Genomic DNA, 14,199 nt, shown 5'->3' with positions numbered 1-14,199 from the left:
AAGATAGCCGTAGATGTAGAGCTTGAGCATAGTGCGGGGGTGATAGCTGGGGCGGCCAGTGTCGAGTGGCTGAACACCGATGAACCCCAGCTTGTCGAGATCAAGACTGTCGACGAACACGTCGACCGCTCGCACCGGATTATCCTTGGTCACATAGTCATCGAGCGACGCCGGAAACAGGGTGCTCTGCCCGCGATCTAACCCTTCAACAAAGCGTTTCATCGGATGCCCCGCAAATCGCAGGGAATCTTATCGCGCGAATCACAGCAAACAGAGCGTTTTCACACAGCCTGGGCCCGAAAGCGAAGTCCGATCTGGCTCTTTGATCGTCGGCTTTTCGGGGCAAAACCGAAGCAGCCGAACGATCTTCCGAACGGCGCTTTTGACCCGAAGCGGACGTTATGCGGGTACGATTCCTTTTACTGCCCACGCAGTCGCCGCGTATGATCGAGGTCCATCACGTTCGCCATCAAGATAGGCCGCGCGAACTACATCGCGTAGACGGTCCTTTTGCCGGGTGTCGAGACTTGCCATGTACTGGGCACCAGGACCATCTTTGCCCTCATAGGGTTTCCAATAATCGTCAAACGATGCGAAATCCATTCTAATCGTAAGCATCGTGTCACGCACGTCTAGGAGGCCGCCCGCTCGCCATGCTTCCGCCAATTCGCCGGGCCGTGTCATTGGCCTCGTATTGCTGAGCGCTCGCATCTGATTGCCGCTCGGATAAAGGGCCGCAGCCGAATCCATGAAGATGCGAGCGGCCACAAAGCCACCGCGAGCATCCCAAACGGCCGCACCGACGGTCGCACCAGGACGAGCGACGCGACGCAACTCGGCAACAGCCTTGGAAGTGTCCGGGACAAAGTGCAGGACCAGCAATGACAGCACACGGTCGAAGGACGCATTGCCGTACGGCAGTGCGCAAATATCGCCAACTTCGAATTGGGCGCGGCTCTCCAACGCTGCCCGCCTTGCGTGATCAATATAGGCGCCTGAAAAATCGATCCCGGTAACTTGGGAAGTCTTCGTGCGCTTCAAGATGACCGACGTCAGAGCGCCGGTTCCGCAACCGGCGTCCAAAATAGATTCGCCGTCGCAACATCCGGAAAAATCTAGGAAGAGCGCCGCCAAGCGCCGGCTCCACCTTCCCATTTGTCGCTCATACCCATCGCCGCTTGAGGAAACGAACGTCGAGGACAGGGCCACGAGCTCCCCCTTTTGCCGGATCTCGTGCCACGATAACAGTCCGGTCTAACAGGACAAGTGGAGCGGCACCCACCCCGCTTGCCCAGCCCCTACCAATCCCATGGATTGTCAACCTCGAGGACTCTTACAAGTCCGTTCGTGGCACTTAGTGGTCGTCGCGTCGGCTGTCGCAGGTGAACCGGACGTCGGTCCGCGTTCGCCTCCATCTCCGCTTTTGACCCGAAGCGGACATTGGCCCCTAGCCCAAGGGCAACGCCTATGCTTTGATATGTCCGACGGATCGACCGATCTCGGGAGGCCGTTTTGACCGACAATCGCGTTGAACGGCGGCTTGCAGCTATCCTTGCGGCTGATGTGGCGGGATATAGTCGCCTGACCGGCTTGGACGAGGAAGGGACACACGTCCGGCTGAGGGAGCGTCTGCGTGGACTAGCTGATCCCAAGATCAGCGAACATCGTGGCAAGGTCGTCAAGCACACGGGCGATGGCGTGCTGGCTGAGTTCGGCAGTGTCGTAGATGCGGTGCGCTGCGCCATTGAGGTCCAGCGCGGCATGGCTGAGCAAAATGCCACGGTGCCACAGGTCAAGCGGATCGAATTTCGCATTGGCATCCACATCGGTGACATCATCGTCGATGAAAACGATATCTTTGGCGACGGCGTTAACATCGCCGCCCGCCTTGAAGGGATCGCGGAGCCCGGCGGGGTCTGCATCTCGGACGACGCGCAACGTCAAATCCGCGGCAAGGTCGATGTTGCCTTTGAGGACATGGGCTCGCAGAACCTAAAAAACATTGCTGAGCCGATGCGCGCGTGGCGGTTGAGGATAAATGCGGGCGGTTCTGCGGCAGTGCCGATAGAGCCGTCTGTCGGAGCACGCAAGCTCTGACGCTCCCCGACAAGCCGTCGATCGCCGTGCTGCCGTTCGAGAACATGTCCGGCGATCCCGATCAGGACTATTTTGCGGACGGAATGGTTGAGGAGATCATCACCGCGCTTTCGCGGTTCAAATGGTTGTTTGTGATCGCTCGCAATTCGAGTTTCACCTTCAAAGGCAAAGCCGTCGATATCAAGGAGGTCGGACGCAGGCTCGGCGTGCGCTACGTCCTTGAGGGGTCTGTGCGCAAGGCGTCTGGGAAAGTTCGCATCACAGGGCAGTTGATTGATGCGGTGACGGACGCGCACATTTGGGCGGACAGGTTCGAGCGTGACCTAACCGACGTTTTTGCTCTTCAGGACGAAGTAACCATCGCCGTTGTCTCGGCCATTGAGCCAAGATTGCGTCAAACAGAAATTGCGATGGCGGCACGGCGGCGACCGGAGAACCTCACCGCCTATGATTGTTATCTCCGAGCCATGCAGCAGTATTACGTAGCGAGCCGCGAAGGGGTGGCCGAGGCGCTACGGCTGGCGCATCGCGCTTTGGAGCTAGACCCTCGGTTCGGCCCAGTCGCGGCTCTGGCAGGTCTCTGTCACATGCTAAGCGTCATTTGGGGCTACGCTATCGATCCTCAATTCGAGCGCAAGGAAGCAGTTCGGCTTCTTCGCCTGGCATTAAGCGTCGACGATGGTGACCCGGACACATTAGCAAGGGCTAGCGTCATCTCGGCGTTCATGGTCGGTGATTGTGAAAGTGAGATCGAGATGGCAGACCGGGCGGTCGCGCTCAACCCCAATTCATATGCCGCATGGTACTGCAGAGGCTGGGTCTATAAGATTGCGGGGCTGCCGGAGGAAGCGATCCGGAGCTTCGAACGCGCCATTCGCATGAGCCCGGTAGACCCGCTGCTGCACCGGTCGATTACCGGGATGGGGTATGCCTTCATCGAGCTTGGTCGGTTTGACGAGGCCATCGCCGCAGGGAAGAAAGCCCTAAGTCAGAACCCCTTCTTTTCGACAGCTTACCGCTGTCTCGCGTCCGCCTTCGCCCATCTCGGACGCGACGCTGAGGCGCGTAAGGCGGCGGCGCGTCTGCTTGAGACCGATCCCACCTTTACAATATCTGGGTACATCGCTCGGGGTGGGCAATCGAACTCGAAGCTGCTGATTGAGGGCCTTCGGAGGGCGGGATTGCCCGAATGAACCCGGGTACGCTGCCGAAGACGGGATAACCGGAATGGCCGCTTCTGGCCCTCTTGCGACCTCGGGAGATGTCCGTTTTTCCGCTGCTGTCGAAGGTTGAGCGGACATCAGGCGCCCAGCCGCTAAATGAGTACACGGCCTAGAACTTGACGCACAGAACCGGGTTACGGTCTCAGTGAGCGCCGCACCCCTCGCCCGGCTTGCACTGCTTCGCATCGCCAGGCGCAATCCGTCCTCTCCGCGCCGGAGAGAGGTGGACTCCAGGCGATCGACTGAACCTAATCAGGCTCTCTGAGCCTCCGACGTCTCGTCCGCCAGGCCATAGACGCGCGCAGTCTTGGAAAAACCGGCGACCGGAAACTCGCCGAGATCGCTCCACCTTCCCCGGCAGATGCCGGCAAAGCCTTCAGACGCGACAATCGTTCGGTTGGTCTGACTTGCGATCTTTTCCAGCCTGGCCGCGAGATTCACCGCCGGCCCGATGCAGGTGAAGTCGAGCCGGTTGCCGCCGCCGATATTGCCGTAGAGAATTCGTCCGACATGCAGGGCGAGGCCGAAACGAAAACGTTCGACGGTATCGCCGACCGGATAGTTCAGGCTGGCAACGCTGGCGCGGGATTCGTGGGCAGCCTCCAGCACATGCGAGCAAACTACTTGCTCGTCGCCGACATATTCGTCGATCGGAAACACCGCAAGCAGCCCGTCGCCCATATACTTCAGCACGTCGCCGCCATGCTTATTGATCGCCGTGACCTGGCAATCGAAATACTGGTTCAGAATGTCGACGACGGTCTCGGCCGGCAGCCGGTCCGATAGAGCCGTGAATCCGCGCAGATCGGAGAGCCAGATCGCGGCATTCATCGTCTCGGTGTGGCCGCGCCTGATCTGTCCACCCATGATCCGCTCGCCGGCGCTGTTGCCGACATAGGTGTCGAGCAGGCTCGCCGCCATGCGGTTCAAACTAAAGATCTCGACCACGCGCGCGAGCGGCTTTGCGAGGCTGCGCAGTGCCGCCAACTGCTCGTCCGTGAAGCCACCCGGCTGTTTGGTGGTGCAACTGGTTGCGTTCACCGTACCGCCGAGAAAAGGCAGCGGCAGCGCGACATAATCGGTGACGCCTTCGGCGCGAAGTTCGTCGATGATCGGAAAGCGCCCGCTTTGGGGATCATCGGCCCGGGCTCGAACTTCCACCCCCTGCTGGAACACGATGATCAGCGGGCTGCGGTGAAAATCCGGCGACTCCAGGATATCGTGATGGACCTTGCCGACTTCGACCTCGACACCCGGCTTCCAGATGAAACTGCGCCCGTAGATTTCGGGATGCAGCGTGCGGACGAAGACGCCGACGCGCCACAGCGGCAGGCCGGCCGCGACCATTCGCTCGCAGCACTCGGCCATAAATCGGCTCGGGCTGGTCGCCGGCCTGCCGCCGTCGACCAGCCAGTCGTTCAGCTTCTGCAGTTCCGAGACATTCATGACGTGATATTTGCCGTGCAACTTCGTGAAACGTCAAGCGCGCTGCCACGACAGCCGACGTGACCCAACGACGGAGCTGCGCTAGCTTTACGCAGCAAAAATAAGGGGAAACGTCAAAGTGTACGACTTCATCATCGTCGGCGGCGGATCAGCAGGCTCGGTCATGGCCCACAGGCTCTCCGCCAGAAGCGCTAACAAAGTCCTGCTCTGCGAAGCAGGCCAGGATACGCCGCCGGGCAACGAGCCGCCCGAGATCCGCGACAGCTACTCGGGACTGGCTTATTTTGATCCGCGCTTCCATTGGACCGAGCTCAAGGTCACGACCCAGGTCATCAGCCACAACAACCCGGACGAGAGCCGCCCGCCGTTGCGAAAATATGAGCAGGCGCGCGTGTTGGGCGGCGGCTCTTCTATCAACGGACAGATGGCGAACCGCGGCGCGCCGACCGATTACGAGGAGTGGGAGGCCCGAGGAGCTGCGGGCTGGAACTGGAACGAGGTGCTCCCCTATTTCAAGAAAGTCGAGCGTGACCTCGATTTCGACGGGCCGTTCCATGGCAAGGACGGCCGTATCCCTGTCCGCCGCATTCCGCACCAGCACTGGACACGCCATTCGCAAGCGATGGGCGAAGCCTGCAAGCTCGCCGGCTATGCGTTCCTGCCCGACCAGAACGGTGAGTTCGTCGACGGCTATTTTCCGGTGACACATTCCAATCAGGACGAGCAACGTGTCTCGGCCGCCATGGGCTATCTCGACCGCGAGACACGCAAGCGCGCCAACCTGACGATATCGACCGACACAGAGGTCAAGGAGCTGCTGTTCGAGGGCACGCAATGTGTCGGCGTAAAGGCGCTGGTGGATGGCCGCGAACAGGAGTTCCGCGGGCGCGAGGTCATCCTCTCCTGTGGTGCCATACACTCGCCCGCACATCTCTTGCGCGCCGGCATTGGGCCGGTCGGGCATCTGAAGGAAATGGGCATTCCGGTCGTGATGGGCCTCGCGGGCGTGGGCCAGCGTCTGATGGATCATCCATCGATCGCGTTGTCATCCTTCGTTCGTCGTGGCGCACGCATGAACGAGCACACCAGACGCCACATCCAGATGGGACTGCGCTACTCCTCGGGGCTCCCAGGCACACCGGCCGGCGACATGTTCGTCGCCGTTCTCACCAAGTCGGCCTGGCATTCGGTCGGCGAGCAGATCGCCTCGCTGCTCACCTTCGTCAACAAGACCTACTCGGAAACCGGGCAGGTAAGACTCGCTTCGCGCGACCCGCGGACAGAGCCGATTGTCGAGTTCAACCTGTTGTCCGACAGGCGCGATCTCGACCGCCTGATGAGCGGCTTCCGCAAGATGGCGGCGCTGCAGATGAGCGCCCCGCTCAAGGCTGTCACTGACAAGCCGTTCCCGGCCTCTTATTCCGATCGCGTGCGCAAGATCGGCGTCGTCAACACCAAGAACAGGATCCTCACCGCCATTGCCGCCACGCTGATGGATGGGCCGGCGGCGCTGCGTCACTTCATGATCGACAATTTCATCGTCGAAGGCTTCACGTTCGATCAGGTCATGAGCGACGACGACGCGCTCGAAGCCTTCGTGCGCAAGGCGGCGATCGGCGTCTGGCATGCTTCCTGCTCATGCCGGATGGGCCGGCCGGACGATCCGATGGCGGTCGTCGACACCCAAGGCCGGGTCAAAGGCGTGCAGGGTCTGCGGGTGGTCGACGCTTCGATCTTCCCGGTGGTGCCGTGCGCCAACACCAACTTCCCGACCCTGATGGCGGCGGAAAAGATCGCGGATGCCATGCAGTGAAGGAAGCCGCGTCCTACCCGCCCACCTGACCGCGATGGCGCAGGAAGTGATCGGCCAGCACGCATGCCATCATCGCCTCGCCCACCGGCACGGCGCGGATGCCGACGCAGGGGTCGTGGCGGCCCTTGGTCATGATATCGGTGTCGGCGCCCGAGCGGTCGACGGTCTTGCGCGGCGAGAGGATCGAAGAGGTCGGCTTCACGGCAAAGCGCACCACCACCGGCTGGCCCGTCGAGATGCCGCCGAGCACGCCGCCGGCATTGTTCGACAAAAAGCGCGTGCCCTCGTTGCCGGTCCGCATCTCGTCGGCGTTTTCCTCGCCCGACAATTCGGCAGCCGCAAAGCCCGCGCCGATCTCGACACCCTTCACGGCATTGATGCTCATCATCGCCGCCGCGAGATCACCGTCGAGCTTGGCATAGATCGGCGCGCCCCACCCCGCCGGCACGCCTTCCGCCACCACTTCGATAACGGCGCCGATTGAGGAGCCGGCCTTCCGGATGCCGTCGAGATACTGCTCGAAGAACGCGGCCTTGTCCTTGTCGGGGCAGAAGAACGGATTGCGCGCGACCTCGTCCCAGTCCCATTTGTCGCGGTCGATCTTGTGCGGCCCCATCTGGACCAGCGCGCCGCGCACCTTCACGCCGGACAGGATCTTTCGCGCGATGGCGCCGGCGGCGACGCGGGTCGCGGTCTCGCGGGCCGACGAGCGGCCGCCGCCGCGATAATCACGCAGGCCGTACTTGGCCTCATAGGTGAAGTCGGCGTGACCGGGACGAAACTTGTCCTTGATCTCGGAATAGTCCTTGGAGCGCTGGTCGGTATTTTCGATCAATAGCGCGATCGGCGTTCCCGTCGTCACCTGCACGCCGGTCTCGGGATGCGTCATCACGCCGGACAGGATCTTTACCGCATCCGGCTCCTGGCGCTGGGTGGTGAAGCGCGACTGTCCGGGACGGCGGCGATCGAGATCGTGCTGGATGTCTTCTGACGTCAGCGGGATCAGCGGCGGGCAGCCATCGACGACGCAGCCGATCGCGACCCCATGGCTCTCGCCGAAGGTCGTGACGCGGAACAGGTGGCCGAAGGTGTTGTGGGACATAGCGTGTCCTAACGCGGGGCTGCACGGCGGTCAAACGCGTAGACCGTCATTCCGGGATGATCCGAAGGACCAGACCTCAGGTGTGCAATTGCACACCGGGGAATCTCGAGGTTCTCGGGTGCGCAAGGGGCGCACCCTAGTTCGCCCTTCGGGCGCCCCGGAATGTCGGCGTTGTCGCCCTTAACTATACTTCTTAAGCCCCCCGTCGCGGAACACATAGACGGCGCCCTGCTCGATCAGAAGGTCGGCGGCGCTCTGCGGCGTCTCGATGCCGAGCGCCACCATCAGCGCCCGCGCCGTGCCGCCATGGGCCACCGCGACGGTATCGGCGCTAAGAGAATCGTACCAGTCGCGCATCCGCTGCTGCACCTCGGCATAGGTCTCCCCGCCTTCGGGCGCCATCGTCCACTTCGCGGTCAGCCGCTTGCCATACAGCACGGGATCGGCCGCCTGCATCTCGGCCAGCGTCGAGCCCTCCCACACGCCGTATGCGATCTCACGCAGGCGATCGTCGAGGGCATATCCTTGCGGCGGAAGTTTTAGGACGCCGCGCACCAATTCCATCGTCGCCCGCGCACGACCGAGCGGGCTTGCGACGAACGGCAGCGCCGAGGTGTCGCGACCGTCGCGCTTGAGAAGATCGGCAAGGATGTTGCCGGCATGGACCGCCTGCCGCCGGCCGAGATCGTTCAGCGCAATGTCCCGCGTGCCCTGGAGCCTGCCTTCCGCGTTCCATGACGTCTCGCCGTGGCGGATGTAGTAGATCACGGGCGCGGGCATCGGAGTGTCAGGCTATTCCTTGCTCGCCGAATTCGAGAGCGAGATGTCCGGCGCGTCGGGCCGCTTCATGCCGACGACGTGATAGCCGGAATCGACGTGATGCACTTCGCCGGTGACGCCGCGCGACAGGTCCGACAAAAGATACAGCGCGCTGTCGCCGACTTCTTCGATGCTGACGGTGCGGCGCAGCGGCGCGTTGTACTCGTTCCACTTCAGAATGTAGCGGAAGTCGCCGATCCCGGAGGCGGCGAGGGTCTTGATGGGGCCAGCGGAGATCGCGTTGACGCGGATGCTCTTCTCGCCGAGGTCGGCGGCGAGATAGCGCACGCTGGCCTCCAGCGCCGCCTTCGCGACCCCCATCACGTTGTAATGCGGCATCCACTTCTCGGCGCCGTAATAGGTCAGCGTCAGGATCGAGCCGCCATCGGTCATCAGCTTCTCGGCGCGCTGCGCGATCGCGGTCAGCGAGTAGCAGGAGATCAGCATGCTCTTGGTGAAATTGTCCTGCGTCGTCTCCAGATAGCGGCCGTCGAGCTGGTCCTTGTCGGAGAAGGCGATGGCATGGACCACGAAGTCGATCTTGCCCCACTTCTCCTTCAGAACGTCGAACACCGCGTCGATGGTCGCCGCATCGGTGACGTCGCAATGGCCGAGCAAGAGGCCGTTCAGCTCCTTGGCCAGCGGCTCGACCCGCTTCTTCAGCGCATCACCCTGCCAGGTGAGCGCGATTTCCGCACCCGCATCGTGGCATGCCTTGGCGATGCCCCAGGCGATCGAGCGGTTGTTGGCGACGCCGAGGATCACCCCGCGCTTGCCCTGCATCAGACCTGATTTTTGCGACATCCGGTTTCCAATCGAGCTTCCTGTGCGGCTTGGGGGTACACCAGCACTGCACCGCGGTCGAGCCTAAATCGGCTTTCCGATTAACGCTGTTTCGGCTAGGCCTCAATGGCCGGAATAGACGCGGCGATTGGGTGTTATGCTAGATAAGGCGTTCGCGCCCGACAACTCTTGCAACTGGTGCCGATGAGCGCGTTTCGTCAAAGTGTCGAAGCCATGATCCCGGCGCTCCGCCGCTATGCCCGCGCGCTCGCGCGCGATGCCGACATCGCCGACGATCTGGTGCAGGACACCCTGGTGCGCGCGCTCCGTTCGGAACGGCTGTTTCTCGGCGGTGACGTCAGGAGCTGGCTCTATACGATCCTGACCAATCTGAACAAGAACCGGCGGCGCTCGCTGGCGCGGCGGCCGCAATTCATGCCGCTGTCGGACAACAACCCGGACGCCAGCGGCACCGAGGCGGAGGGCCGCGACATCGCCCGCGCGCTGTCAACGCTGGTGGAAGAGCAGCGCTCGGTGCTGCTGCTCGTGATGCTGGAAGGGCTGAGCTACCGGGAGGTCGCCGACATCCAGGGCGTGCCGATCGGCACCGTAATGTCCCGGCTTGCCCGTGCACGCGCGCATGTCAAAGCTTCTTTAGAGGGCGAGCGCACGGCGCTGCGGCGGGTGAAATGATGAAAGCGTGATGTACAGGCGGATCAGAGAACAGGCGCTGGATTAGGAATAGATAGAGACGACGACAATGACCGATCGCAACATCCCCGTCACCGAAGACGAGCTGCATGCTTATGTCGACGGCGAGCTGCCGGCGGAACGCCGTAGCGATGTCGAGGCGTGGCTCGCGACGCATCCCGATGATGCCGCGCGGGTGCACTCGTGGCGCGCGATGGCGGAAGTGCTGCATGCGAGGTACGATTCGATCGCCGACGAAGCGGTGCCGAAGCGGCTTGAGATCGAGCGGCTGGTGCGCGCCCCGCGCAGGTGGGTGTATGGCGCAGTTGCGGCCACGCTGGCGGCGTTCATTGTCGGCGGCGGCGTCGGTTGGTTCGCGCGCGATGCCACGGCCACCCCCTCGGTTCTCCAGAATTTCACGGCACATGCGATCGACGCGCACCGGCTCTACGTTGTCGAAGTCCGCCATCCCGTCGAGGTGCCTGGCAGCGAGCGCGGCCATCTGCAGCAGTGGTTGACCAAGCGCTGCGGCTGGGTGGTCCGGGCGCCGGAACTGAGCGGAGCCGGATTGAAACTCGTCGGCGGGCGGCTGCTGCCGAGTTCCGGCAAGCCGGCGTCCTTCATGATGTATGAGAGCGCCTCGGGCGAACGCTTCACAATCTACACCGCAAAATCCGACGCCGAGGCGACGCAGATGCGCTTCGCAGCGGATGGCCGGGAAAGCACCCTGTTCTGGGCTGATGACGGGATCATCTACGCGGTGGTTTCTACCGGCGCCGACCGGACGCGTCTGAACCAGGTTGCCCAGGCGGTCTACGATCAGATGGAAAAGAAGGGGTGACAGGAACCTCAGGTTCCCCTTGTCCCAATTCTGACATCAATAATCTGGAATGAAACCACCAGCCGGTCTCATTAATGCACCGGGTGATCACGCGAAAATGAGTGGCGCTCGATCCGCCGATCGGCGCAAGCGGCCTCGATCGGGGTTTGGTACCGCGCTGGTCCCCCTTTCGAGGCCGCCCCTTTTTCCGGGAACCCTTTGATTTTCCTGGAAAGAAGCGCGCTTTATCGGGAACCTCCGGCTCGGAACCCCGTTGTCAGTTCCACACAAAATCACCGCCGCGAATCAGGCCAACTCAGCCCAAATCGCTGCGTGGGTTGTAGGGGTGGCTATGGCGCCACCGCTCCATCAATGCCTCAAGATCGCTGTCGTTCCCGTCGGGCAAGATAATTCGGGTGGTGACGAACAGGTCCCCGGTTCCCCCCGGCTTGGGCAGGCCCTTGCCCTTGAGGCGGAAGGTGCGGCCGCTGGTGTTTTTCGGGATCGACAGTTCGACAGCGCTGCCGAGGGTCGGGACACGCACCTTGCCGCCCAGCACGGCTTCATAGAGCGTGATGGGCAAATCGAGGCGCAGATCGCTGCCGTCGACCTTGAAGAACGGGTGCGGCGCGATGCTGATCGTGATCAGCAGGTCACCCGGCGGATGGCCCGGCGCGGTTTCGCCTTGTCCCTTCAGCCGGATCTGCTGGCCGGCGGTGACGCCTGCGGGAATCTTGACGTTGAGCTCCTTGCCAGTGGGCAGGCGCACACGCTTCTCCCCGCCCTTGACGGACTCTTCCAGCGACACGGACATCGAGACGTTCAGATCGAGATCGAGGCCGATCCCGCCGGTGTCGAATTCAAAAGTCCTGCCGCCGCCGGGACGTGCGCCGCGGGCCGCCCCGCCGAACATGCTGTTGAGGATGTCCTCGAAGCCTGTCGCGCCCATGCCGCCGGGATCACCGCCGGTGCGGAAGCTGTATTCAAAGCCGCCAGGCCCGCTGGCGCGGCCACGCGGGCCACCGCCCGGGAAGCCCTGGAAGCGCGGCTTGCCTTCGGCGTCGATCTCGCCGCGGTCGAACTGCTTGCGCTTGTCCTCGTCGCCGATGATCTCGTTGGCCGAATTGATCTCGGCAAAGCGCGCAGCCGCCTTCGGATCGTTCTTGTTGTTATCAGGGTGATGTTTCTTGGCGAGCTTGCGATAGGCACTCTTGATCGCCGCAGCGCTGGCGCCCCGCGGCACCCCCAAGACCTCATAGGGGTCGCGCATCCGTCACGTCTCCTTCACGGAAATTCAGTTCTCGAAGTTTAGGCCAATTCGCCCGCTTTGGCTTCATCTGGGTAGCCAGTTGCATTTTTGCAACGGCTGGACGGGCTGCTTCAGCCCCTCGTCCACGGCTTGATAGTGTGAATTTCCCACCGGCCCTGGCCAGCCTTGCAGGCTGCGCCCTGCAGCCAGCTTTCCGAACGGCCGTTGACATAGCTTGCCAGAAAATCACGGCAGGTGCGGCCATCTTCCGAGGAGTAGGCCTGGGACAGCGGCGTCACGGAGCCGCGCGCGCCGGTTTCCGGATTTTCCCAGGGCTGGCTGGAATCCTTGTCGCCCTTGGTGAGCACATCGGAAGCGGCGGTGCGGGCAAAGGCGAGATCGCTCTCGGTCGGCATCGGCGTTGCCGCCTGCTTGCCGAGCGCGCCCGTAAGGTCGGCGGCATTCATCTTGGCGAAGGCGTCCGGGCGCGACAGGCTGCAGCCGCCTGAGCCGAGGCCGATCAAAATCAACGTCATCGCCGCGCGCGCCGGCCCGATCGCGGATAGGCCAACGCGTCCCCATGTCCTATATAGGGCGTGCCCGTAACCGGGCTGCAACGCGCGCTGGGACGCGAGGGTACGCAACTGGGACTCCTGCCATGACGGACACGACCTCCATCAAACACCCGACACCGTTAACATCGGGTGATTTTACAGCGGCCGAGGAACCGTTTGCGCTGTTCGCCGAGTGGTTTGCGGAAGCCGTGAAGTCCGAGCCGAACGATCCCAATGCGATGGCGCTTGCGACCGTCGATGCTGACGGGCTGCCGGATGTCCGGATGGTGCTGATGAAGGGCTATGACGCGGATGGTTTCGTGTTCTACAGCCACATCGCCAGCCAGAAAGGCCGCGAACTCGCCGCAAATCCTAAGGCTGCTTTACTATTTCACTGGAAGTCGTTGCGCCGTCAGGTCCGTATCCGCGGCAACGTGACGCCGGTGACGGATGAGGAGGCCGACGCCTATTTCGCCACGCGGCCGAAGCAGGCACAAATTGGCGCCTGGGCCAGCAAGCAGTCGCAGCCGCTGGAAAGCCGCTTCGCCTTCGAGCAGGCGATCGCACTGGTCGCCGCCAAATATGTCATCGGCGAAGTGCCGCGCCCACCGGGCTGGAGCGGCTGGCGCATCACGCCCTCGCGTATCGAATTCTGGCACGACCGCCCGTTCCGCCTGCACGACCGCATCGAATTCCGCCGCGATGCGCCGGGACAAGCATGGAGTAAGGTGCGGCTCTATCCCTGACGCTAAACGCCACGCGACGACGTTCAAAGTTGAAAGACCTGCATGCCCGCTCCATCCAATGCGCCACGGCGCACGTTGCTTCTGACCGGTGCCAGCCGCGGCATCGGCCATGCCACCGCGATCCGGTTCTCCTCGGCCGGCTGGCGCGTCATCACCTGCTCGCGGCATGCCTTTCCGGAAGTCTGCCCGTGGGGCGCGGGCCCTGAGGATCACATCGAGGTCGACCTCGGCAGCCACGACGACACCGTTCGCGCGATTGGCGAGATCCGCAGACGGCTTGAGAACGATGAGCTGCACGCGCTCGTCAATAACGCCGCGATCTCGCCGAAAGCGCCGGGCGGCGGGCGGCTCGGCACCATGGACACTGACATCGAGACCTGGAGCCACGTCTTCCACGTCAACTTCTTCGCGCCGATCATGATCGCGCGCGGCCTGATCGAGGAATTGAAGCACGCCAGAGGCGCGGTGGTGAACGTCACCTCGATCGCGGGCTCGCGCGTGCACCCTTTCGCGGGCGCCGCCTACGCGACGTCGAAAGCGGCGCTCGCCTCGCTGACGCGCGAGATGGCCTACGACTTCGGCCGCGTCGGCGTCCGCGTCAACGCGATCGCGCCGGGCGAGATCGACACCTCGATCCTGTCGCCGGGCACCGAGAAGATCGTCGAGCAGCAGATTCCCATGCACCGGCTCGGCACGCCGGACGAGGTCGCCAAGATTATCTATGTGCTGTGCACGGAAACCAGTTCGTATGTGAACGGCGCAGAGATTCACATCAACGGCGGCCAGCATGTTTAGGGCGATGCGACCGCCAGATCGTCGTAGGGTGGGCAAAGCGAAGCGTGCCCACCATTTTTTTC

The 14,199-nt window shown here is 62.8% G+C and carries 15 protein-coding genes; 7 read left to right on the top strand and 8 right to left on the bottom strand.

The window, feature by feature from the left end; translation table 11 throughout:
- Positions 1-222: transposase (locus J6524_RS33405; protein ID WP_512699565.1), on the bottom strand; the 222-nt coding region annotated here is incomplete at its 3' end.
- 177 nt (positions 223-399) lie between these two features.
- The gene (locus tag J6524_RS33400) at positions 400-1,134 is read right to left on the bottom strand and encodes a class I SAM-dependent methyltransferase (RefSeq protein WP_249789743.1); all 735 of its coding nucleotides are present in this window, start codon (positions 1,132-1,134) and stop codon (positions 400-402) included.
- 378 nt (positions 1,135-1,512) lie between these two features.
- Here J6524_RS33400 and J6524_RS33395 point away from each other — a divergent pair, with 378 nt between their 5' ends.
- Both J6524_RS33395 and J6524_RS37765 read left to right on the top strand, forming a co-directional pair.
- Positions 1,513-2,097 carry an adenylate/guanylate cyclase domain-containing protein gene (locus J6524_RS33395; RefSeq protein WP_225678148.1) on the top strand — a complete coding sequence of 195 codons (585 nt, stop codon included), beginning with the start codon at positions 1,513-1,515 and terminating at the stop codon, positions 2,095-2,097.
- Complete coding sequence (locus tag J6524_RS37765; protein ID WP_225678147.1) at positions 2,022-3,290, top strand: tetratricopeptide repeat protein; 1,269 nt, start codon at positions 2,022-2,024, stop codon at positions 3,288-3,290. Before J6524_RS33395 ends, J6524_RS37765 begins: the two co-directional genes overlap by 76 nt.
- A gap of 282 nt (positions 3,291-3,572) precedes the next feature.
- On the opposite strand, the gene J6524_RS33385 is transcribed toward J6524_RS37765, so the two are convergent.
- Positions 3,573-4,766, bottom strand: a complete 1,194-nt coding sequence (locus tag J6524_RS33385; protein ID WP_225678146.1) for an adenylate/guanylate cyclase domain-containing protein — start codon at positions 4,764-4,766, stop codon at positions 3,573-3,575.
- Between the two features lie 118 nt (positions 4,767-4,884).
- Between J6524_RS33385 and J6524_RS33380 the strand changes: the two genes are divergently transcribed.
- Positions 4,885-6,579 (top strand): GMC family oxidoreductase, encoded by a 1,695-nt coding sequence (locus tag J6524_RS33380; RefSeq protein ID WP_225678145.1) that lies wholly within the window; start codon positions 4,885-4,887, stop codon positions 6,577-6,579.
- Positions 6,580-6,592: 13 nt separating this feature from the next.
- Here the strand turns inward: J6524_RS33380 and aroC are convergent, their stop codons facing one another.
- The 3 genes from aroC to fabI form a co-directional block, all read right to left on the bottom strand.
- Positions 6,593-7,681: a chorismate synthase gene (gene aroC / locus J6524_RS33375; RefSeq protein ID WP_225678144.1), complete on the bottom strand. Its 1,089-nt coding sequence runs from the start codon at positions 7,679-7,681 to the stop codon at positions 6,593-6,595.
- A gap of 180 nt (positions 7,682-7,861) precedes the next feature.
- Positions 7,862-8,461, bottom strand: a complete 600-nt coding sequence (locus J6524_RS33370; RefSeq protein WP_225678143.1) for a histidine phosphatase family protein — start codon at positions 8,459-8,461, stop codon at positions 7,862-7,864.
- 12 nt (positions 8,462-8,473) lie between these two features.
- Positions 8,474-9,304 (bottom strand): enoyl-ACP reductase FabI, encoded by an 831-nt coding sequence (gene fabI / locus J6524_RS33365; protein ID WP_225678142.1) that lies wholly within the window; start codon positions 9,302-9,304, stop codon positions 8,474-8,476.
- 183 nt (positions 9,305-9,487) lie between these two features.
- Between fabI and J6524_RS33360 the strand changes: the two genes are divergently transcribed.
- Complete coding sequence (locus J6524_RS33360; RefSeq protein WP_225678157.1) at positions 9,488-9,976, top strand: RNA polymerase sigma factor; 489 nt, start codon at positions 9,488-9,490, stop codon at positions 9,974-9,976.
- A 67-nt stretch (positions 9,977-10,043) separates the two neighbouring features.
- On the top strand, positions 10,044-10,814 hold the full coding sequence (locus J6524_RS33355; RefSeq protein WP_225678141.1) for an anti-sigma factor family protein: 771 nt from the start codon (positions 10,044-10,046) through the stop codon (positions 10,812-10,814).
- Between the two features lie 295 nt (positions 10,815-11,109).
- Here J6524_RS33355 and J6524_RS33350 read toward each other — a convergent pair whose 3' ends face one another.
- Both J6524_RS33350 and J6524_RS33345 read right to left on the bottom strand, forming a co-directional pair.
- Complete coding sequence (locus J6524_RS33350) at positions 11,110-12,063, bottom strand: DnaJ C-terminal domain-containing protein (protein WP_225678140.1); 954 nt, start codon at positions 12,061-12,063, stop codon at positions 11,110-11,112.
- Between the two features lie 110 nt (positions 12,064-12,173).
- Entirely contained in the window at positions 12,174-12,686 is a 513-nt protein-coding gene (locus J6524_RS33345; protein WP_249789742.1) for an RT0821/Lpp0805 family surface protein, read from the bottom strand.
- Positions 12,687-12,700: 14 nt separating this feature from the next.
- Between J6524_RS33345 and pdxH the strand changes: the two genes are divergently transcribed.
- Together pdxH and J6524_RS33335 are read left to right on the top strand one after the other, a co-directional pair.
- A complete protein-coding gene (pdxH, locus tag J6524_RS33340; RefSeq protein WP_225678139.1) occupies positions 12,701-13,342 on the top strand; it encodes a pyridoxamine 5'-phosphate oxidase in 642 nt (213 codons plus the stop codon).
- 42 nt (positions 13,343-13,384) lie between these two features.
- Entirely contained in the window at positions 13,385-14,137 is a 753-nt protein-coding gene (locus tag J6524_RS33335) for an SDR family NAD(P)-dependent oxidoreductase (protein WP_225678138.1), read from the top strand.
- Positions 14,138-14,199: the final 62 nt, after the last annotated feature.

The sequence above is a fragment of the Bradyrhizobium hereditatis genome, assembly GCF_020329435.1.
Taxonomy (GTDB): Bacteria; Pseudomonadota; Alphaproteobacteria; order Rhizobiales; family Xanthobacteraceae; genus Bradyrhizobium; species Bradyrhizobium hereditatis.
The sequence above is the reverse complement of the archived record's forward strand: the minus strand, read 5'-3'. Positions and strand labels throughout refer to the sequence as shown.